This window comes from Pseudoflavonifractor sp. HNCC25GI2, assembly GCF_058136395.1.
Genome location: NZ_JBYUOW010000003.1, coordinates 71,039 through 90,084, shown reverse-complemented (window position 1 = coordinate 90,084; position 19,046 = coordinate 71,039). Strand labels below are relative to the sequence as shown.

The 19,046-nt window shown below is 61.8% G+C and carries 22 protein-coding genes; 18 read left to right on the top strand and 4 right to left on the bottom strand.

Annotated elements, in window-relative coordinates:
* Window positions 1-15 precede the first annotated feature (15 nt).
* The 4 genes from AC3YUO_RS05365 to AC3YUO_RS05350 all read left to right on the top strand — a co-directional run bounded on the left by AC3YUO_RS05365 (window position 16) and on the right by AC3YUO_RS05350 (window position 3,366).
* Entirely contained in the window at window positions 16-795 is a 780-nt protein-coding gene (locus tag AC3YUO_RS05365) for a dihydroorotate dehydrogenase electron transfer subunit (protein ID WP_489962007.1), read from the top strand.
* A 100-nt stretch (window positions 796-895) separates the two neighbouring features.
* Window positions 896-1,819: a dihydroorotate dehydrogenase gene (locus AC3YUO_RS05360; RefSeq protein WP_489962227.1), complete on the top strand. Its 924-nt coding sequence runs from the start codon at window positions 896-898 to the stop codon at window positions 1,817-1,819.
* 36 nt (window positions 1,820-1,855) lie between these two features.
* Window positions 1,856-2,197 carry a DUF1622 domain-containing protein gene (locus tag AC3YUO_RS05355; protein WP_489962006.1) on the top strand — a complete coding sequence of 114 codons (342 nt, stop codon included), beginning with the start codon at window positions 1,856-1,858 and terminating at the stop codon, window positions 2,195-2,197.
* A gap of 17 nt (window positions 2,198-2,214) precedes the next feature.
* The gene (locus tag AC3YUO_RS05350; RefSeq protein ID WP_489962005.1) at window positions 2,215-3,366 is read left to right on the top strand and encodes a GNAT family N-acetyltransferase; all 1,152 of its coding nucleotides are present in this window, start codon (window positions 2,215-2,217) and stop codon (window positions 3,364-3,366) included.
* A gap of 7 nt (window positions 3,367-3,373) precedes the next feature.
* Here AC3YUO_RS05350 and AC3YUO_RS05345 read toward each other — a convergent pair whose 3' ends face one another.
* The gene (locus AC3YUO_RS05345; protein ID WP_489962004.1) at window positions 3,374-3,637 is read right to left on the bottom strand and encodes a hypothetical protein; all 264 of its coding nucleotides are present in this window, start codon (window positions 3,635-3,637) and stop codon (window positions 3,374-3,376) included.
* A gap of 86 nt (window positions 3,638-3,723) precedes the next feature.
* Here AC3YUO_RS05345 and AC3YUO_RS05340 point away from each other — a divergent pair, with 86 nt between their 5' ends.
* Window positions 3,724-3,942 (top strand): helix-turn-helix domain-containing protein, encoded by a 219-nt coding sequence (locus tag AC3YUO_RS05340; protein WP_118641106.1) that lies wholly within the window; start codon window positions 3,724-3,726, stop codon window positions 3,940-3,942.
* Between the two features lie 49 nt (window positions 3,943-3,991).
* A complete protein-coding gene (locus AC3YUO_RS05335; RefSeq protein WP_489962003.1) occupies window positions 3,992-6,037 on the top strand; it encodes a YgiQ family radical SAM protein in 2,046 nt (681 codons plus the stop codon).
* A 77-nt stretch (window positions 6,038-6,114) separates the two neighbouring features.
* Here AC3YUO_RS05335 and AC3YUO_RS05330 read toward each other — a convergent pair whose 3' ends face one another.
* Entirely contained in the window at window positions 6,115-6,468 is a 354-nt protein-coding gene (locus tag AC3YUO_RS05330) for a hypothetical protein (protein ID WP_489962002.1), read from the bottom strand.
* A gap of 303 nt (window positions 6,469-6,771) precedes the next feature.
* On the opposite strand from AC3YUO_RS05330, the gene rimP reads away from it, so the two are divergent.
* The 11 genes from rimP (at window position 6,772) to AC3YUO_RS05275 (ending at window position 17,371) form a co-directional block, all read left to right on the top strand.
* On the top strand, window positions 6,772-7,227 hold the full coding sequence (gene rimP, locus AC3YUO_RS05325; protein WP_489962001.1) for a ribosome maturation factor RimP: 456 nt from the start codon (window positions 6,772-6,774) through the stop codon (window positions 7,225-7,227).
* A gap of 18 nt (window positions 7,228-7,245) precedes the next feature.
* Window positions 7,246-8,433 (top strand): transcription termination factor NusA, encoded by a 1,188-nt coding sequence (gene nusA, locus AC3YUO_RS05320; protein ID WP_489962000.1) that lies wholly within the window; start codon window positions 7,246-7,248, stop codon window positions 8,431-8,433.
* 45 nt (window positions 8,434-8,478) lie between these two features.
* Complete coding sequence (rnpM, locus tag AC3YUO_RS05315; RefSeq protein ID WP_118641101.1) at window positions 8,479-8,757, top strand: RNase P modulator RnpM; 279 nt, start codon at window positions 8,479-8,481, stop codon at window positions 8,755-8,757.
* Window positions 8,747-9,370 carry a L7Ae/L30e/S12e/Gadd45 family ribosomal protein gene (locus AC3YUO_RS05310; RefSeq protein ID WP_489961999.1) on the top strand — a complete coding sequence of 208 codons (624 nt, stop codon included), beginning with the start codon at window positions 8,747-8,749 and terminating at the stop codon, window positions 9,368-9,370. The genes rnpM and AC3YUO_RS05310 overlap by 11 nt, the downstream gene beginning before the upstream one ends.
* 20 nt (window positions 9,371-9,390) lie before the next feature.
* Window positions 9,391-11,790, top strand: a complete 2,400-nt coding sequence (gene infB / locus AC3YUO_RS05305; protein WP_489961998.1) for a translation initiation factor IF-2 — start codon at window positions 9,391-9,393, stop codon at window positions 11,788-11,790.
* A gap of 134 nt (window positions 11,791-11,924) precedes the next feature.
* Window positions 11,925-12,347: a hypothetical protein gene (locus tag AC3YUO_RS05300; RefSeq protein WP_489961997.1), complete on the top strand. Its 423-nt coding sequence runs from the start codon at window positions 11,925-11,927 to the stop codon at window positions 12,345-12,347.
* A gap of 46 nt (window positions 12,348-12,393) precedes the next feature.
* Window positions 12,394-12,780, top strand: a complete 387-nt coding sequence (gene rbfA, locus AC3YUO_RS05295; RefSeq protein WP_489961996.1) for a 30S ribosome-binding factor RbfA — start codon at window positions 12,394-12,396, stop codon at window positions 12,778-12,780.
* A gap of 5 nt (window positions 12,781-12,785) precedes the next feature.
* The gene (locus AC3YUO_RS05290; RefSeq protein WP_489961995.1) at window positions 12,786-13,733 is read left to right on the top strand and encodes a DHH family phosphoesterase; all 948 of its coding nucleotides are present in this window, start codon (window positions 12,786-12,788) and stop codon (window positions 13,731-13,733) included.
* A gap of 164 nt (window positions 13,734-13,897) precedes the next feature.
* The gene (truB, locus tag AC3YUO_RS05285; protein ID WP_489961994.1) at window positions 13,898-14,782 is read left to right on the top strand and encodes a tRNA pseudouridine(55) synthase TruB; all 885 of its coding nucleotides are present in this window, start codon (window positions 13,898-13,900) and stop codon (window positions 14,780-14,782) included.
* A 253-nt stretch (window positions 14,783-15,035) separates the two neighbouring features.
* Window positions 15,036-15,944: a riboflavin biosynthesis protein RibF gene (gene ribF, locus AC3YUO_RS05280; protein ID WP_489961993.1), complete on the top strand. Its 909-nt coding sequence runs from the start codon at window positions 15,036-15,038 to the stop codon at window positions 15,942-15,944.
* A 50-nt stretch (window positions 15,945-15,994) separates the two neighbouring features.
* A complete protein-coding gene (locus tag AC3YUO_RS05275; RefSeq protein WP_489961992.1) occupies window positions 15,995-17,371 on the top strand; it encodes a DUF1576 domain-containing protein in 1,377 nt (458 codons plus the stop codon).
* 40 nt (window positions 17,372-17,411) lie between these two features.
* Here AC3YUO_RS05275 and AC3YUO_RS05270 read toward each other — a convergent pair whose 3' ends face one another.
* Entirely contained in the window at window positions 17,412-17,939 is a 528-nt protein-coding gene (locus AC3YUO_RS05270; RefSeq protein WP_489961991.1) for a spore maturation protein, read from the bottom strand.
* A 1-nt stretch (window position 17,940) separates the two neighbouring features.
* Window positions 17,941-18,492, bottom strand: a complete 552-nt coding sequence (locus tag AC3YUO_RS05265) for a nucleoside recognition domain-containing protein (RefSeq protein WP_489962226.1) — start codon at window positions 18,490-18,492, stop codon at window positions 17,941-17,943.
* A gap of 302 nt (window positions 18,493-18,794) precedes the next feature.
* On the opposite strand from AC3YUO_RS05265, the gene AC3YUO_RS05260 reads away from it, so the two are divergent.
* Window positions 18,795-19,046: an AbrB/MazE/SpoVT family DNA-binding domain-containing protein gene (locus AC3YUO_RS05260; protein ID WP_489961990.1), complete on the top strand. Its 252-nt coding sequence runs from the start codon at window positions 18,795-18,797 to the stop codon at window positions 19,044-19,046.

Genomic DNA, 19,046 nt, shown 5'->3' with positions numbered 1-19,046 from the left:
AGGTTGTGATGAAGCTTGAAGGTAGAGCGTAAGTGTAAAATCGTATCCAAGGAGTGGCTGAACCACGACGCGGTCTATATGGTGCTGGAAGTGGGCGACATGGTGCGCACCTCCTGCAAGGGACCGGGGCAGTTCGTCCACGTAAAGTGCGGCGACGGCCTGCTGCTGCGCCGTCCCATCTCTGTATGCTCCTGCATGGAGGACGAGCCGGAGGACACCCTGGCCATCGTCTTTGAGGTGCGGGGCGAGGGCACTGAGTGGCTGGCCAACCGCCCCGTTGGCCACAGCGTGGACGTGCTGGGCATGCTGGGCAACGGCTTTGACGTAAAGCCGGAGGGCCGCTACCTGCTGGTGGGCGGCGGCATCGGCATCCCCCCCATGCGTGGCTGCGCCCAGTACACCCAGGGCCGCTCCACCGCCATTCTGGGCGGCCGGTCCGCGGACAAGGTCATCCTGCAGAACTGCTTCAACGATGAGTGCGCCAAGGTGCTCATCGCCACCGACGACGGCTCCCTGGGCTACCACGGCTTTGTGGACGCCCTGGTCCGCCAGGAGCTGAGTGAGGACAAGAATTACGACGGCGTGCTGGCCTGCGGCCCCAAGCCCATGCTCCGGAACGTGGCCAGGGTGGCCGAGGAATTCGGCGTTCCCTGCCAGGTCTCCATGGAGGAGCGGATGGGCTGCGGCGTAGGCGCCTGTCTGGTGTGCGCCTGCGACATGGCCGACGGCTCCCGGAAGCACGTGTGCAAGGACGGCCCGGTCTTTGATTCCAGGGAGGTGAACTGGGATGCCTGAGAAGAAGTTTGTTTATCTCCCCGAGGCGGTGGACTGCGGTGAAAATCCGTCCCCGGAAAAGCCCAATCCCTCTGTCCGCCCCGCGGCCCCGGAGCAGCCGCTGCCCGAGGTGGACATGTCCGTCACCCTGGCAGGCATGACCATGAAAAACCCCATCTGCGTGGCCTCCGGCACCTACGGCTTCGGCCGGGAGTACGGCCAGTTCTATGACCTTGGGGAGATTGGCGGCATCTGCGCCAAGGGACTCACCCTCCACCGGCGGGAAGGAAATCCTGCTCCGCGTATTGCGGAGACGCCCATGGGCATCCTAAACTCCGTGGGCCTGCAGAACCCCGGCGTGGACGCCTTTATCGCCGAGGAGCTCCCCTTCCTCCGTCAGTATGACGTGAAGGTTATCGCCAACATCTCGGGCAACACCCCTGAGGAGTACGGCATTATGTGCGAAAAGCTCGCCGGAGCCGGGGTAGACATGATCGAGGTCAACATTTCCTGCCCCAACGTGAAGGCGGGCGGTCTGGCCTACGGCACCCGGCCCGAGCTGGCCGCTGAGGTGACGGAGGTGGCCAAGAAGCACGCGGGCAAGGTACCTGTGATGGTAAAGCTCTCCCCCAACGTCACCGACATCACCGAAATTGCCCGGGCGGTGGAGGGCGCTGGCGCGGACGCCCTGTCCCTCATCAACACCATCCGCGGCATGCGCATTGATGTGAACACCCACCGTCCGGTGCTGAAGATGAACACCGGCGGTCTGTCCGGCCCGGCGGTACTCCCGGTGGCGGTGCGGATGGTCTGGGAGGTCGCCCAGTGCGTGAAGGTGCCCATTCTTGGCATGGGCGGCGTGAGCAAGGGCTCCGACGCAGCCCAGCTGATGCTGGCGGGCGCCACCGCCGTGGCGGTGGGCACCGCTATGTTCGCCGACCCCTACGCCCCCCTCACCGTGCGGGACGGGCTGCGGGACATCGCCGCAAAGCAGGGCCTTGCCAAGGTGAGCCAGCTCACCGGCGCCGTGCAGCCCTGGGCATAAAAGGACCCCTACGTTTCGGCAAAGGAGGCCAAGGCCGTGCTGGAGGAATTTGTCAAGCTGATTCTGCCCCCTATTATCTCCCTGTGTGAGCTGATGGGCATTATTGTGGTGGTGATCTCCGCCCTGCGGGCCTTCTGGGCCTACTGCAAGGGTCTGGTCACCCACGTACCCCGGGACGTGAAGTTTGACCTGGCCAACGGCCTGGCCACCAGCCTGGAATTTAAAATGGCCGCGGAGATTCTGAAAACCGTCCTGGTGCAGGAGCTCAATGAGCTGCTGGTGCTGGGGGCGGTGATTCTCCTGCGGGCCCTGCTGTCCCTGCTCATCCACGTGGAGATGCGGGGAGAGCGCCAATCCACGCCAAATTCTGAACAGTAAGAAGGAATTTTCAGTTTATGACCACCATTTATCTCGTTCGCCACGCGGAGGCAGAGGGCAACGTGTACCGCCGGATTCACGGCTGGTACGACGCCCTCATCACCGACAACGGCTTCCGCCAGATCGCGGCGCTGGAGCGGCGGTTTCAGGACGTCCACGTGGACGCGGTCTACTCCAGCGACCTGTACCGCACCATGACCACCGCCCGGGCGGTGTACCGGCCCAAGGGGCTGGAGCTGCACACCGATCCCCGCCTGCGGGAAATCCACATGGGCGTGTGGGAGGACATCCCCTGGGGTGAGGCCTACCACTTCCATCTGGAGGACATGCGCCGCTTCAACCACAGCGACCCCACCTGGCAGGTGGAGGGGAGCGACACCTTTGCCGCCGTGGGACAGCGGGTGTGCGAGGCGCTCTATGACATCGCCCGCTCCCATCCGGACCAGACGGTGGCCGTGTTCAGCCACGGTACCGCTATCCGCCAGGCTCTTTCCGATATCAAGGGTCTCACACCGGAGGAGTGGCGCGGCCAGGCCCACGGCGACAACACCAGCGTCAGCTGTCTGGCCTTTGAAAACGACCGTTTCCACGTCATTTATGAGATTGACAACTCCCATCTGGGGGATGAGCTGTCCACCCTGGGCAAACAGGCCTGGTGGCGTAAGGAGAGCAAGCAGCGGGATGTAAACATGTGGTACCGCCCCCTGGACTGGAAGACCGAGGAGGCAATCTACCTGGAGGCCCGGCGGGAGGCCTGGACCTCTACCCACGGCTCCGACGTGCCCTTTGACGGGGAGAGCTTCCTCCGGGACGCCCGGCTCCATCTGGAGCAGTCCCCCTGGGGTGTCACCGTGGCCATGGCCGACAACGAAATTGCCGGTCTCATCCAACTGGACACCCAGCGGTACAGCCAGGACAACGCGGGCTACATACCTTTCTTCTATCTGATGCCGGAGCGGCGGGCCAAGGGGCTGGGCGTTCAGCTCATCGGCCAGGCTGTCTCCTACTTCCGTCCCATGGGCCGGGACAAGCTGCGTCTGCGCTGCGCCCCCTACAACACCACCGCCAAGCGCTTTTACGAAAAATACGGCTTCGTGAAGGTGGGCGAGGAGCAGGGCAGCCGGGTGCCCCTGGACATTATGGAGAAGTACATCGGCTACGACCGGTAAATACTCCTCACAGCATCAGTTCCCGGATGAATTCCCGGCGAAGGCCCAGCCCCAGGGCGAAGTACGTACGCAGCTCATAGGAACAGCAGGCCAGCCAGGCGTTCTCCCAGGCGTTGTAGGTGGGAAAATCCACTTGGGCCCGGATGGTCTCCGTCGCTTTTTCCAGCTCCTGCCGGGCTTTGTTGTAGTCGGGCAGGGTCTTGAGCAGCTCCCAGGCGGCCTGGGCCGTTTCGGTCTCCTGCCGTAGGATGTTTTTCAACAGGTCCTGCATCCAATCACCTCATTTATTTTAATCACTTTGAGTGATTATATGATATACTCACTCAAAGTGATTGTCAAGGTTCCGGAGGCAAAGTTATGGCACAGTTTTGTGAACGCATCAAAGAGCTGCGAAAGGAACGCGGTTTAAAACAGCGCGAGATGGCGGCTGAGTTTGGACTGGCACTGAATTCCTATCAGGCTTATGAATATGCCACACGGTATCCGGATTTCAAGGGTTTGATCGCCATCGCCGACTTCTTCGACGTCAGTCTGGACTATCTGGTGGGGCGTTCCGAGGTGAGGGAGCGGCGGTAACCGCTCCCTTTGCCATCCCCCCAACCACACCAAAGAAAAGAGGCACACCATGAGCTTTGACCGCGATTTGTTCCTCCCCGTCTCCCGGGCCGACATGGACCGCCGGGGCTGGGACTTCTATGACTTTCTCCTCATCACCGGAGACGCCTATGTGGACCATCCCTCCTTCGGCCCCACCATTATCGGCCGGGTGCTGGAGGCGGAGGGCTACCGGGTGGCCATCCTGTCCCAGCCCGACTGGCACAGCGCCGACGCCTTTGCGTCCCTGGGCCGTCCCCGGCTGGGGGTGCTCATCTCGGCGGGCAACATCGACTCCATGGTGGCCCACTACACCGCCGCCCGGAAGCGCCGCCACGACGACGCCTACTCCCCCGGGCGGAAGGCCGGCCTGCGCCCCGACCACGCCACCATCGTCTACTCCAACCGGGTGCGGGAGGCCTTCGGGGACATCCCCATCGTCATCGGCGGGCTGGAGGCCAGCCTGCGCCGCTTCGCCCACTACGACTACTGGGAGGACAAGGTGCGCCGCTCCATCCTCTTTGATGCCCAAGCGGACATCCTCACCTATGGCATGGGTGAAAAGGCCTCGGTAGAGATTGCCGCCCGCCTGGCCAGCGGCACCCCGGTGAGCGAAATCACCGACGTGCGGGGCACCTGCGTGGCCGTCAAGTTCCCCGGCGTATGCGCCTACCCCAAGGTGGAGGTTCCCTCCTTTGAGGAGGTATCTTCCAGCAAGGAGGCCTACGCCCGGGCCAACATGGTGGAGTATCTGGAGCACGACGCGGTGGTGGGCAAGGCCATTCTCCAGAAGCACGGCCGGGACTTTCTCCTGGTCAATCCCCCCGCCTACCCCCTGACCACCGAGGAGATGGATCGGGTGGCCGAGCTCCCCTACGTGCGGGAGCCCCACCCCATGTACGACGAGATGGGCGGCGTGCCCGCCATCGAGGAGGTGCGCTTCTCCGTCACCCACAACCGGGGCTGCTTCGGGGCCTGCAACTTCTGTTCCCTGGCCTTCCATCAGGGGCGGACCATCTCCTGCCGCAGCCACGAGAGCGTCATCCGGGAGGTTACCGCCCTCACCCACCACCCCGGCTTCAAGGGCTATATCCACGACGTGGGCGGCCCCTCCGCCACCTTCCGCCGCCCCTCCTGCCAGAAACAGCTGAAGTACGGCATGTGCAAAAACCGGGCCTGTCTGGCCCCCGAGCCCTGCCCCAACCTGGACGCTGACCACACCGACTACATGATGCTGCTGCGGAAGCTGCGGGCCATCCCCGGGGTGAAAAAGGTGTTCATCCGGTCGGGCATCCGCTTTGACTATCTGATGAAGGACCCCAGCGGCGAATTTTTCACCGACCTGGTTCAGTACCACATCTCCGGCCAGCTGAAGGTGGCCCCGGAGCACTGCGTCAACCACACCCTGGACTACATGGGCAAACCCCACATCGAGGTCTATGAAAAGTTCCGGGAGAAGTACTTTAAGCTCAACCGCCGCTACGGCAAGGACCAGTATCTGGTACCCTACCTCATCTCCTCCCACCCCGGCTGCACCCTGGAGGACGCGGTGCAGCTGGCTGAGTGGCTCAACAAGCAGGGCCACATGCCCGAGCAGGTCCAGGACTTCTACCCCACTCCGGGCACTCTGGCCACCTGCATGTGGTACACCGGTCTCGACCCCCGCACCATGAAGCCCGTCTTCGTGCCCAAGACGCCCCACGACAAGGCCCTCCAGCGGGCCCTGATGCAGTGGCGGAAGCCCCAGAACCGGAAGCTGGTGCTGGAGGCCCTCCACAAGACGGGACGGGAAGATCTCATTGGCTACGGCAAGCGCTGTCTCATCCGCCCCGACAAGGGGCAGGCCGCCCAGGGCCGGCCCGAGGGTGAGTTCCGGAGCGGCGGCAAAAAGCCCTCCGCCCCTCCCGCCCGCAAGGGAGGAAAACCCTCCGGCGACGGGCGGAAGGAGCGCTTTGACGGGCGGCACACCGCCGAGCGGAACAGCTCCCCTGCCAAGCCCCAGCGGAAGGCGGGCTGGGCCAAAGCAAAGCCCAAGCCCAACGCCAAACCCCGTGGAAAGTCCCGGGGCTCCAAATGACGAAATGACAAAACAGGTCCGCGGCAGCGAAGCGCTGCCGCGGACCTGTTGCCTTTTCAAGATAGCTTTTGCCGCGTTTACTGGTTCATAATATCCTTTGCGGCCTTTTCCATGCCCCGGCCCACATCACGGGCCGCGTCTCCGGCATCCTTTAGCATATCCCGGGCGTCCTGGGTCAGGTCCCGGGAGGTGGTGCTGTCTTTGCCATCCACCTTTCCGTCCGATCCGGCACGGTAGCGGGCATCCTCCATATAATCATTGGTTACCCGCCCCCGGTTGGCATAGCCGGCCCGGCCGGTACGGGCATATCCGGCCTGCCCGGCCATGCTGCCGGAGGAGTTGGTGTCGGTCATATTCTTATCGGAACCACAGGCCGTCAGCGTCACCGCCAGCGCGCCCGCCAGAGCAAGTGCCGTCCATTGTCTTCCCATCTCTGCGCATCCTCCCATTCTTGTTTCCCTCGGAGGTTCCATCCGCATTCTAGTATGCGCCGTTTTCTTGGGGTGAAACTGGTAATACCTCGCTCTTTCCCCAGTTTTTTCACATCTTTTTTTGCTCCCGGACCTTGTTTTTGGAAAAAACTTCGCCCCGTCCCCTTGCAATCCCTCCGGCTTTGTGGTATAGTATGGATGTTATTTATGGTAGTATTGGTAAGAGTGGGGTTTCGGCTCCGCTCTTTTTGATTGACCAAACCGGCCGGAGCTCCGCCTTCCGGCCCGCTCAGGAGGTGTCCCATGGCAAAAGTAACTGATACCGTGGCCCAGCTGGCCGCCCCCTTTGTGGAGGCCGCGGGCTGCTCTTTGTGGGATGTGGAATATGTGAAGGAGGCCGGCGAGTGGTTCCTCCGGGTCTACATCGACAAGGAGGGCGGCATTTCCATTGACGACTGCGAGGCCGTCTCCCGTCCCCTGTCCGACGCCCTGGATGAGGCCGACCCCATTGAGGGAAGCTATACCTTTGAGGTGTCCTCCGCCGGGGCTGACCGGGTTTTGAAAAAGCCCGAGCACTTCGCCCAGTTCCAGGGCCAGGAGGTGGAGGTTAAGCTCTACCGCCCCCGGGACGGACGGAAGGACTATGTTGGCGTGCTCACCGCCTACGCCGACGGAGATGTGACCATCCAGGTGGGCGCCGCCCCCATGGAGTTTACGAAAAAAGACATTGCGCTGGTACGGCTGTACCCCCGCTTTTAACATTAGGAGGAGAAGATCGTGGCTAAGAAAACCACCAAAAAGGGAAACAGCAACGAGCTGGACGGCAAGGAGTTTTTCGCCGCCATTGCTCAGATCGAGCAGGAAAAGGGCATTAAGCCCGGCTATATGATGGAAAAAATTACCCAGGCCCTTCTCTCCGCCTACCGCCGGGACCATGAGGGCGTGGGAGAAAATTTGGTCATCGAGGCCAATCAGGAGACCGCCACCGTCCGTCTCTTCCTGAAGAAGGACGTGGTGGAGACCGTGGACAATCCCGCCTCTGAAATCAGCCTGGAGGAGGCCCGCATTGCTCTGCCCCAGGCCCAGCTGGGCGACGTGGTGCGCATTGAGATCAAGCCCAAGAGCTTCGGCCGCATCGCCGCCCAGACCGCCCGTCAGGTCATCATCCAGGGCATCCGGGAGGCCGAGCAGGGCATGGTGTATGACGAGTTCTGCTCCAAGGAGCACGAGCTGCTCACCGGCGTGGTCACCCGCATTGACCCCCGCAACGGCTCCGTCACCCTGCGCATCCACTCCGGCTCCGAGTTCACTGACGCCTACCTCAGCGCCAACGAGCAGGTGAAGGGCGAGCACTACGTGGAGGGCCAGCGGCTGAAGATTTACGTCTCCGAGGTCCGCCGGGCCACCAAGGGTCCCCAGGTGCTCATCTCCCGCACCCACCCCGGTCTGGTCAAGCGCCTCTTCGAGCTGGAAGTACCCGAAATTTACGACGGCACTGTGGAAATCAAGTCCGTGGCCCGCGAGGCGGGCTCCCGCACCAAGCTGGCCGTCTGGTCCGCTGACCCCAACGTGGATCCCATCGGTGCCTGCGTCGGTCCCCGCGGCCAGCGCGTGAACACCATCGTGGAGGAGCTCAAGGGCGAGAAGATGGACATCATCAAGTACTCCGAGAATCCTGCCGAGTACATTGCCGCCGCTCTGTCTCCCGCCGACGTCATCAGCGTGGAGGAGCTGCCCGAGGGCAAGAGCTGCCGCGTGGTGGTGCCCGACGACCAGCTGTCCCTGGCCATCGGCAAGGAGGGCCAGAACGCCCGCCTGGCCGCCAAGCTCACCGGCTACAAGATTGACATCAAGCCCGCCTCCGCCCCCCTGGAGCCCATCGAGGCCTCTGAGGAGGACCTGTTCGTGGAGGACGAGGCCCCCGCGGAGGAGACTCCCGCCCAGGAGGAGACCCCCCTGGCCTGATTTCTGTCTCCCCATTTTCAATTCCAACATAAGGGTGGTGCGGTCATGCCCAAAAAGATTCCCATGCGCCAGTGCCTTGGCTGCCGGGAAATGAAACCGAAAAAAGAGCTCATCCGGGTGGTGCGCTCCCCTGAGGGTGAGGTCAGCCTGGATTTCAAGGGCAAGCTCCCCGGCCGGGGCGCCTACGTGTGCCCCAATCCCGCCTGCCTCAGCAAGGCCCGGAAGGCCAAGGCCCTGGAACGGGCCTTCTCCGCCCCCCTGCCCGACCCGGTGTGGGAGGCGCTGGAGCAGCAGATGAAGGAGGTGCCTCAGGATGCCCAATGATCCCATCCTCCACCTCCTGGGGGTAGCCCGGAAGGCCCGCCTGCTGGAAATCGGTGAGGAGCCGGTGGGCGCCGTCTGCCGCGCCCGCCACGCCAAGCTGGTTCTGCTGGCTCAGGACGCCGCCCTCAACACCCGCCGGCGCTGCGCCCACTTCGGTGAGGCCGGAAACGTGCTGTGGCTGGAGCTCCCCTTTACCAAGGAGGAGCTGGGCTTCCACCTGGGCCGGGGCTCCTGCGCCATGCTGGCCCTCACGGACTCTGGCCTTGCCTCGGCCGTGGCTGAGAAGCTGGCCCTGCGGGACCCGGAGCGCTACGGCCCTGCCGCCGAGCAGCTGCGGGAAAAGGCCAGCCGCGCCCTTCAGCGTCAGAAGGAGCGCCGTCAGCACGAAAAGAACCTGCGTCAGGGCAAGCACAAGCCCTGGGCTCCGCCCCCAAAAGAAGTCAAGGACACGCCCTCTGAGGCCCGTCCTTCCAAATCCCCCGCCAAGCCGAAGCCGCCCCGCCCGGGTGCCGCGGCACGGCACGGCAAGGACGGCTCCGTCCGTCCCGCCCATCCCCCCAAGTCCGGCCCCGGCACACGGCGTCTCACCGGTAAGTTCCGGCACAATCCCTAAGAAACGAGGTGGCTTCCCCTATGATGATAAAATATCCCATTCACAAGGTGGCCAAGGATTTTAAGAAGGGTTCCAAGGAGCTCCCCTCCAAGGAGATCATGGACATTCTGACCCAGTATAACCACCCGCCCAAGAACCACATGCAGCCCCTGACCGATCAGGAGCTGTCCATTGTGTTTGAGTATCTCACCCAGCACAACCAGATCGATTCCATCGAGTCGGTGTACGCCGACGTCTACCACGACCCCAAGGCCAAGGCTCAGCCCGCCGCCCCCAAGGCGGAGGCCAAGCCCGCTCCCCAGCAGGGCCAGAACCAGCCCAAGCAGCAGGCTCAGCCCCAGCAGGCCGGCGGTCAGCACCAGGAGAACAAGCAGACCCAGACTCAGAGCCAGCCTCAGACTCAGGCTCCCTCCAAGCCCATCTCCCGCATCCCCACCAAGAAGGTGGTGGATACCCGCGGCGGCCCGGCGGTGAACCTGGACAAGTACGACGAGCGTCTGGAGTCCTTCACCTCGGAGCGCCAGCAGGACCGGGGCGGCAAGCAGAAGTTCCAGGGCCGCAATGCCCAGCGTCAGCGCGGCGGCAAGCAGGCCGGCAACTTCGGCAACAAGCGCCGCCAGGAGGAACAGGAGCGTCTGCGCCGTCTGCAGCTGGAGATCGCCAAGAAGGCCCCCGTCAAGGTGCTCATCCCCGACGAGATCGCCGTGGGCGAGCTGGCCAGCCGCATGAAGAAGACCGGCGCCGAGGTAGTCAAGTGCCTCATCAAGAACGGCGTCATGGCCTCCCTCAGCGACGTCATTGACTTCGACACCGCCGCCATCATCGCCGAGGAGATGGGCTGCAAGGTGGAGAAGGAAGTGGTGGTCACCATTGAGGAGAAGCTCATCGATACCACCGAGGACAAGGAAGAGGATCTGGTCCCCCGCGCCCCCGTTGTGGTGGTTATGGGCCACGTGGACCACGGCAAGACCTCCCTTCTGGACTATATCCGCCACGCCAACGTGGTCTCCGGCGAGGCCGGCGGCATTACCCAGCACATCGGCGCCTATCAGGTGGATGTGAAGGGCAGTCCTGTCACCTTCCTGGACACCCCCGGCCACGAGGCCTTTACCGCCATGCGTGCCCGCGGTGCCATGATCACCGATGTGGCCATTCTGGTGGTGGCCGCCGACGACGGCATCATGCCCCAGACCGTGGAGTCCATCAACCACGCCAAGGCCGCTGAGATTCCCATTATTGTCGCCATCAACAAGATGGATAAACCTACTGCCAACCCCGACCGTATCATGCAGCAGCTCACGGAGTATGAGCTGGTGCCCGAGGAGTGGGGCGGCGACACCATTATCTGCCCCATTTCCGCCAAGACCGGCATGGGCATTGACAACCTGCTGGACATGGTGGTGCTCACTGCTGAGATGCGGGAACTGAAGGCCAATCCCAACCGCTCCGCCCACGGTGCCGTCATTGAGGCCCGTCTGGACAAGGGCCGCGGTCCCGTGGCCACCCTGCTGGTCCAGAACGGTACCCTGCACCAGGGCGACGTGATCATTGCCGGCACCGCCGTGGGCCGTGTCCGCGCCATGACCAACGCTCAGGGCCAGAAGGTCACCGAGGCCGGCCCCTCCGTCCCCGTGGAGATCATCGGTATGGGCGAAGTGCCCGGCGCCGGCGACGACTTCCACGCCGTGGCTGACGAGCGCATGGCCCGTGAGCTGGTGGAGCAGCGCAAGCACGAGCAAAAGGCCGCTGCCGCCAACCCCGTGGGCAAGGTGTCCCTGGAGGACCTGTTCAGCCAGATTCAGGCCGGCGAGATGAAGAATCTGAACGTCATCGTCAAGGCCGACGTCCAAGGTTCCGCCGAGGCCGTGAAGTCCAGCCTGGAGAAGATCTCCAACGACGAGGTTCGGGTCCGGGTCATCCACTGCGCCGTTGGCGCCATCAGCGAGAGTGATGTTATGCTGGCCTCCACCTCCGGCGCCATCATCGTGGGCTTCAATGTCCGCCCCGATGCCAACGCCAAGGAGTCCGCTGCCCGGATGAATGTGGATATGCGCATGTACCGGGTTATCTATGACGCCATCAACGAGATTGAGGCGGCTATGAAGGGCATGCTGGCCCCCAAGTTCAAGGAAGTGGACCTGGGCCGCGCCGAGGTGCGCAATGTGTTCCGTATCACCGGCGTGGGCATGGTGGCCGGCTGCTACGTGCTGGACGGCAAGATGCAGCGTAACGCCCAGATGCGTCTGCTGCGGGACAACATCGTCATTTACGACGGCTCCATCGCCTCCCTCCAGCGCTTCAAGGACAGCGTGAAAGAGGTTGCCGCCGGTTACGAGTGCGGCATCACCTTCGAAAAATTCCAGGATATCAAGGAGGGCGACATCATCGAGGCCTTCCTCATGGAGCAGATCGAGGTGTAATGCACAAGGCAGAATAAATGTTCTGTCGTTCCCCCATGGTATGGGAGCTTTCCTGAATATTGAAACCCCAAAGCAGGGCGGGCGTTTTCGCCCGCCCTGTTTCGCTTATTTTGCACTGCGACAGGAGGTACACCATGAGCTGCGTCTTCCTTTTGGCCGCCGACCACCCGATGCCCCTGTACGACCCGGATCTGCGCCGGATCACCGTCTCCGGCGGTTTTACAGTGGAAGTCCCTGGTTTCTCCGTCCAGGACCACGAATACTACCGGGATGCGGTGGACAGTCTTGGTCTGGAGATGAAGCCATTCCAGTACGAACTGAACCTGGCGGCCACGGAAGAGGACGCAGAGCAGCTGCGCACCTATCTGGAGACCAATGGCACCCCGGGCGAACAGGTGGAGCTATGGAACCTGTGGGTGGGTGACGACCGCGAAACCCATGTGCCCCACTTCCGCGGGCAGCTTGCCGACTTAGGCGTGGACACGCTGGACCAGCTGTGCAATCCCCCGGTACGGAACTATATCCCCGGTCAGTGCCGGATGACCATTACCATCTGACTGAAAACCTGCGGGCAGCTCTCTGCCCGGAAAGGAGAACAACACCATGGCAAACAACCGAATCGGACGCATCAACGAAGAAATCCAGCGGGAGCTGTCCTCCCTTATTCCCACGGTCAAGGACCCCCGGGTGACCGGAATGATCTCCGTGACCGCAGTGGATACCACCCCCGATTTGAAATACGCCAAAATTTATATCAGTGTGCTGGACAAGAGCGACTGTGAGCAGGTGCTCAAGGGTCTGAAGTCCGCAGCTGGCTATCTGCGCCGGGAGCTGGGCCACGCCCTCAACCTGCGCAACACCCCTGAGCTCACCTTTATCCGGGACGACTCCATCGATCAGGGTGCCCACATCCTAGAGATGCTGCGCAACCCTGACATCGTCAAGCCCGCCAATCCCGCCAACGAACACATCCATCTGGACGAGGAGTGAATACCATGACCCCACAGCAGGCAGCGGATTTTCTGCGCTCCCATGACAACTATCTCATTCTGACCCACGTGAGGCCTGATGGCGACACGGTGGGCTGCGCCGCCGGGCTCTGTCTGGCCCTGCGACAGGCGGGCAAGACCGCCCATGTTCTGCCCAACCCCGAGACCACCCCTCTCTTCTCTCCCTACCTGGAGGGGCTGCTGGCTCCCGACTCCTTTGTGCCCGACACCGTGGTGTCGGTGGACATCGCCGCCCGGGGGCTCTTTCCCGACAACGCCCAGGTCTATCTGGACAAGGTGGATCTGGCCATCGACCACCACCCCTCCCAGGAATTTTTTGCCAAAGAGACCTGCCTGGACGCCAAGCGGGCCGCCTGCGGCGAATTGATGTACGACATCGTGAAACAATTCTGCCAAATTACTCCAGAAATGGGAACCACTCTCTATGTGGCCATCTCCACTGACTGCGGCTGTTTCCAGTACGGCAACACCACCTCCGACACCCATCGCGTCGCTGCCCAGCTTATTGACTGCGGCATCCCCCTGGCCCAGCTGAACAAGCGCCACTTCCGCACCAAGACCATGAAGCGGCTGCAGCTGGAGGGCCTCATTGCCCAGTCCATGGAGCTCCACGACAACGGTGAGACCGCCCTGGCCGCCGTCAGTCTGGATATGTTGGCCCAGGTGGGGGCGGATGAACGGGACCTGGAGGACATTGCCAACTTTGTGGGCCAGGTGGAGGGCGTTTACAACGCCGCCACCCTGCGGGAACTGTCCCCCGGCAAGTGGAAGATTTCTCTGCGCACCGACACCCAGCGTCTCAATGCCAGTCAGGTATGTGCTCTGCTGGGCGGCGGCGGCCACGCCGCTGCCGCGGGCGGAATGACCCAGGGCACCATGGCCCAGGCCAAGCAGGCGGTGCTGGACGCCATCCGGCAGGTGAAGCATGGCTAACGGAATTCTTGTGATTGATAAGGCCCAGGACTGGACCGCGTCGGAGCCCGCCCTGTTGAAACGCCCCTTCGCCAGGGCAAAAGGGCTTATCCAGGCGTGCGGCTCCTCCTTTTCGCGCCGCACCCGCTTCGCTGGGCTGCGCCGCGAGGAAAGGGGGTCCTTCCATGCCTAATGGTATTCTTGTAATTGATAAGGCCCAGGATTGGACTAGCATGGATGTGTGCGCCAAGCTGCGGGGCATTTTCCACGAAAAGCGGGTGGGCCACGCCGGCACCCTGGACCCCATGGCCACCGGTGTTCTGCCTGTCTTTCTGGGCCGGGCTACCCGGGCCGTCTCCTTCGCCAGCGAGGGAGAAAAGGAGTACGTCGCCGGACTGAAGCTGGGGCTTGTCACCAACACCCAGGACACCAGCGGCGAGGTGCTGGAACAGCGCCCCGTCTCTGTCACGCCGGAGGAGCTGGAGGCGGTGCTCCCGGCCTTCCGGGGAGACATTCAGCAGGTGCCCCCCATGTACTCCGCCATCAAAATCAACGGCAAGAAGCTCTACGAGCTGGCCCGGAAGGGCCGGGAGGTGGAGCGTCCCGCCCGCCCCGTCACCATCCACGCCCTGACGGTGGAGGAACAGCGTGCCCCTGATGAGTTTACGATCCGGGTACGCTGCTCCAAGGGCACCTATGTGCGTACTCTGTGCCACGACATCGGGCAGGCTCTGGGCTGCGGCGGCTGCATGAGCAGCCTGCGCCGGACTATGGCTGCGGGCTTTTCTCTGGCAGAGGCCGTTACTCTGGAGCAGGTGCAGGCGGCAGAGGAGCCCCTTTCCCTGCTTTTGCCCATTGATGCCTACTTCGCCGGACGGCCCATCCTGATTCTTCGGCCGGAGGCGGAGCGGAAGCTGCGCAACGGCATGACCCTGGTGCTGTCCAAGGAAGAGCTCCCGGAGCCGCTTCGAGGCGAGTGCCGGGTATACGGCGCGGATGGAGAATTTCTTGCTCTTGGCCGCTGTGAGGGACACAAGCTGAGCACAATTAAAAGCTTTTTCACTGTGTAGCTTGTCCCTTTAGGCGGTTTATTGGCGTTCGCGGGCGAGCGCCGTACATGCCGTTTCTTAGAAGAGCGACTATGGCTAACAACCAAAACCGGGTGATCGCTCTCGGCTTCTTTGACGGCGTGCCTTTTGCTTCGCAAAAGGCATGGATTTGATTTTATCGAACCGGCGTTCCGCGCCGCTCCTCCGCCCCACAGGGCGGCTCACTGGCGTTCGCAGGTGAACGCCGTACATACCATTTCTTAGGAGAGAGACTATGGCTAACAACCAAAACCGGGTGATCGCTCTCGGCTTCTTTGACGGCGTTCACCTTGGCCACGGAGCGCTGCTCCGGGCTGTGACGACTGCTGCTGACCGGCTGGGGGCTGTTCCCTGTGCCTTTACCTTCGATCAGCACCCCGGCGCTGCAATTACTGGTCAAAGCGTCCCGCTGCTCAGTTCGGTGGAGGACCGCATCTGGCTGATGCGCCACTATTATGGCATCAAAGAGGTAATTGTGGCTTCCTTCGACGCCATGATGCGCATGGACTGGGAGGATTTTATCCTCCAGTATCTGGTCAAGGAGCTGGGTGTTGTCCATGTGGTAGCCGGGCATGATTTTCACTTCGGCTACATGGGCAAGGGAAACCCCGAGCGTCTGCGGGAAAAGTGCGCGCAGCTGGGAATCGGCTACGACATTATTCCCAAGGTGGAGCAGGACGGGATTACCATCTCCTCCACCTACATCCGTACCCTCATTGCCCAGGGCGAAATGGAACGGGCCACCCAGTTTTTGGGCCACCCCCACATTCTTTCCGACCGGGTCTCCCACGGGAAGCACATTGGCGGCTCCTCACTGGGCTTCCCCACGGTCAACCTGAAAATCCCTGAGCGTGTCATCGTTCCCGCCTTTGGTGTCTACGCCACCCGGGTCTGGTTCGACGGCCAGTGTCGGTGCGCGGTCACCAATGTAGGCGTCCGCCCCACGGTGGATGAAAATGACGGCCGGGTCACCGTGGAGGGCTTCCTGCTGGACTTTGACGGCGATCTGTATGGGCACCCCATGCGGATGGAGTTTTTCAAATACCTGCGCGGGGAGCAGAAGTTCCCCTCTCTGCAGGCTCTTTCGGAGGAGATTGGCCGCAACGTAGAGCAGACGCGGGACTATTTCCGTCGCCGCGGCTGAACTGCACTTGACCCCCTGACACCGATTTTACAGGAAAGGAAGTCGAATCCATGGGCCAACTGCCGTCCCCTCCCTCCGTTTCCCAGCACACCCGCTACAACAAAATGCTCCCCTATCTGTGGGCCTACGCCGCTCTGCTGGCCCTGACCGGCTTTCTGCTGGACACCCCGGAGAATATTCTCGCCGGTCTGAAGGCCATTGTCCTCACTGAGGATGCCCTCATCACCGACTACGTCATGGTGGCCGGTGTGGGCGCTGCACTGGTGAACTCCGCCCTGGTCACCGCCATTTCCCTGTGCGTACTGATCTTTTCTAAGGACGTACTGAATGGTATGACGCTGGTGGTCATCGGCCTCATGTCCGGGTTCTCTTTGTTTGGCAAAAACTTTGTAAATATCTGGCCCATTCTGTTGGGCTCCTGGCTGTACGCCAAATACCGCAAAGAGCCCTACGCCTCCTATGTCAACATCGGTCTGATGTCCACTGCCCTGGCCCCGGTCATCAGCTACATCGCCCTGGACAACGGCTGGGGCACTCCCCTGTCCGGTGCGCTCATCGGCCTGGTTATCGGCTTTATTGTGCCTCCTCTGGCTGCCTACACCTACCGGATCCAGAACGGCATGAACCTCTACAACGTGGGCTTTGCCTGCGGATTGGTCGCCTTTATCTGCGTCCCGCTGATGAGTTCCCTTGGGGCAGACCCCACCACCCACTACCGCTGGGCCCAGGGCTGCAACAAAATTTTCCTGCCCATGCTGGTAGTGCTGTGCCTGCTGCTGATTTTCTCCGGCCTGTTTCTGTGCAGACTCCCCCTTTGGGCCTCATGGGCCGGCTACCGGCGCCTGCTTCAAACCAGCGGTCGGGCCCCCAGCGACTACCTGCGTATGTTTGGTCCGGCTCCGGTGATGATCAATTCCGGTATCAATGGGCTTATCGGGACCCTGTTTATTTTGGCCATCGGCGGAGACCTGAACGGTCCCACTGTGGGCGGAATTCTCACCATCATGGGGTTCTCTGCCTTTGGCAAGCACGCGTTCAATATTCTCCCCCCTATGATAGGTGTTATCTTGGGCAGCTTTGTGATGCACTGGTCCCTGGACGACTCCGCCGTGCAGCTGGCCTGTCTGTTCTGCACCACCCTGGCCCCGGTCTCCGGATACTTCGGCTGGCCCTACGGCGTGCTGGCCGGCTTTCTCCATGCCTCCGTTGTGTTATACACCGGAACTCCGGTAGCCGGAATGAACCTCTATAACAACGGCTTTTCCGGTGGCCTGGTGGCCGTAGTGCTTTATCCCTGTATCCTGGCTATTGCCCGGAAGCGCAAGCCCGTGCTTCAGGAGCAGGACTACTTTACCCACATGGAGGATGATGCGCCCATCACACCTCCCGAACCCCATCAGTTCACCGAGACAAAAGAATCGCATTAAAAACTCCCGGCCGAACCATTGGGCCGGGAGTTTTCTCCCCTTAATTGCCAAAAAACAGCCGCACCGCCCAGGCGGAGGCCAGAAATCCGGCCAAATCCGCGCATAAGGCCGCCGGCACCGCGTAGCGGGTGCGGGTAATTCCCACCGCGCCAAAATAGACCGCGATGGTATAGAAGGTAGTCTCGGTAGACCCCAGCATCACCGCCGCCGTCCGTCCCAACAGGGAGTCCGGGCCATAGGTCTCCATCAGCTCAGCCCCAACGCCCAGAGCGGCCGAGCCGCTCACCGGACGCACCAGCATGAGGGGCAGCAGCTCAGCAGGCAGACCGGCCCGCTCCAGCAGCGGCGCCAGCCACTCTGCAGCCAGCTCCAGCGCTCCCGAGGCACGCAGCATGTAGACCGCTGCCATCAGGCCGATAAGGGCGGGAACAATGCGCACCAGCGTACTCAGTCCCTCTCCGGCCCCATGCACTAAGGCCGAATAAACATCCACCCGCCGTGCCGCGCCATACAGGGCTACTCCCGCGATGGTAAAGGGAACCAGCATGGTAAAAAAGAGCTCCGCCATCTCAGTCCCTCCAAAGCCGGGCCAGCACCTTACAGGCCCCGATGCCCACGCTCACAGATATGGCTGAGGCCAACCACACCGCCGGCAGAATATCAAAGGGAGCCTGGCTCCCCGCTCCGGCCCGAACAGCCGCCACAGTGGTGGGGATCAGCTGGATGGAGGCAGTATTGCACACCACCAGCATACACAGGGCATCGGAGGCCGTACCACCGCTCTTTTCCCCCATTCTCCTGGCCGCCTCCAGTCCCAGGGGAGTTGCCGCATTACCCAAGCCCAGGAGGTTTGCAGACACATTGGCCGAGATGCTGTCCATAATGGCCCGGTCCTTTGCCACCTGGGGAAAAAGCCGTTTCAGAACCGGGGCCAGCAGCCGTGAGAGCTTCTCCGCCAGCCCCGCCTGCCGCATGACCTCCATGATTCCCGTCCACAGGCACATCATCCCAGCAATGGACAAGCTCAGCTCCACCGCAGCCCCCGTCCCTTCCATTGCCGCCGCCGCTACCTCCGCTCCCTGGCCGGTCGCCAGCCCGCATAATACTGAGATCACAACCATTCCGGTCCAAATAGCCGTCATTGCCATCCTCTCGCCCCCTCTTGTCCATATATACGGGCAAGCCCGGTGGTTGATACCGGATTTTTCATTCGCCATTTTCTACCTATTTTTGCCAATTTTCGCTATATTTTTCCTGCTTTTCTCGCATTTTTTTGCATTTTATCTTTTAAAAACTGTTGACAGAACCTATCTTTGTAGTAGAATATTCTTACGAATATTTTCCTTGCTGTCAGGGCGCCCCCCCTTTTCCGGCAAGGTCTGCTCACACCCCACCCCACTGGAAAAGAGAAAGGAAGGATTTCATGAAATCTACCGGTATCGTTCGGAAAGTAGATGAATTGGGCCGCATTGTACTTCCGATAGAATTGAGACGCACCCTGGATATTGCAGAGAAGGACAGCCTGGAAATCTATATGGACGGCCCCTCCATTGTGCTGAAAAAGTATCAGCCCACCTGCATCTTCTGTGACGAAGCGAAGGACGTTGTCTCCTTCCGCGGAAAGAACGTCTGCCAGAACTGCATCAAGGCTCTTCTCTCCGGCGAGCGGGACTAA

Bases quoted from the DNA above. Each gene is read 5' to 3' on its own strand.
- AC3YUO_RS05335 (WP_489962003.1), top strand. From the start codon at position 3,992: ATGAGCTTTGACCGCGATTTGTTCCTCCCCGTCTCCCGGGCCGACATG.
- rnpM (WP_118641101.1), top strand. From the start codon at position 8,479: ATGCCCAAAAAGATTCCCATGCGCCAGTGCCTTGGCTGCCGGGAAATG.
- AC3YUO_RS05345 (WP_489962004.1), bottom strand. From the start codon at position 3,637: ATGCAGGACCTGTTGAAAAACATCCTACGGCAGGAGACCGAAACGGCC.
- AC3YUO_RS05340 (WP_118641106.1), top strand. From the start codon at position 3,724: ATGGCACAGTTTTGTGAACGCATCAAAGAGCTGCGAAAGGAACGCGGT.
- rbfA (WP_489961996.1), top strand. From the start codon at position 12,394: ATGGCAAACAACCGAATCGGACGCATCAACGAAGAAATCCAGCGGGAG.
- truB (WP_489961994.1), top strand. From the start codon at position 13,898: ATGCCTAATGGTATTCTTGTAATTGATAAGGCCCAGGATTGGACTAGC.
- AC3YUO_RS05350 (WP_489962005.1), top strand. From the start codon at position 2,215: ATGACCACCATTTATCTCGTTCGCCACGCGGAGGCAGAGGGCAACGTG.
- AC3YUO_RS05310 (WP_489961999.1), top strand. From the start codon at position 8,747: ATGCCCAATGATCCCATCCTCCACCTCCTGGGGGTAGCCCGGAAGGCC.
- AC3YUO_RS05265 (WP_489962226.1), bottom strand. From the start codon at position 18,492: ATGGTTGTGATCTCAGTATTATGCGGGCTGGCGACCGGCCAGGGAGCG.
- ribF (WP_489961993.1), top strand. From the start codon at position 15,036: ATGGCTAACAACCAAAACCGGGTGATCGCTCTCGGCTTCTTTGACGGC.
- AC3YUO_RS05300 (WP_489961997.1), top strand. From the start codon at position 11,925: ATGAGCTGCGTCTTCCTTTTGGCCGCCGACCACCCGATGCCCCTGTAC.
- AC3YUO_RS05275 (WP_489961992.1), top strand. From the start codon at position 15,995: ATGGGCCAACTGCCGTCCCCTCCCTCCGTTTCCCAGCACACCCGCTAC.
- AC3YUO_RS05260 (WP_489961990.1), top strand. From the start codon at position 18,795: ATGAAATCTACCGGTATCGTTCGGAAAGTAGATGAATTGGGCCGCATT.
- AC3YUO_RS05290 (WP_489961995.1), top strand. From the start codon at position 12,786: ATGACCCCACAGCAGGCAGCGGATTTTCTGCGCTCCCATGACAACTAT.
- rimP (WP_489962001.1), top strand. From the start codon at position 6,772: ATGGCAAAAGTAACTGATACCGTGGCCCAGCTGGCCGCCCCCTTTGTG.
- AC3YUO_RS05330 (WP_489962002.1), bottom strand. From the start codon at position 6,468: ATGGGAAGACAATGGACGGCACTTGCTCTGGCGGGCGCGCTGGCGGTG.
- AC3YUO_RS05270 (WP_489961991.1), bottom strand. From the start codon at position 17,939: ATGGCGGAGCTCTTTTTTACCATGCTGGTTCCCTTTACCATCGCGGGA.
- infB (WP_489961998.1), top strand. From the start codon at position 9,391: ATGATGATAAAATATCCCATTCACAAGGTGGCCAAGGATTTTAAGAAG.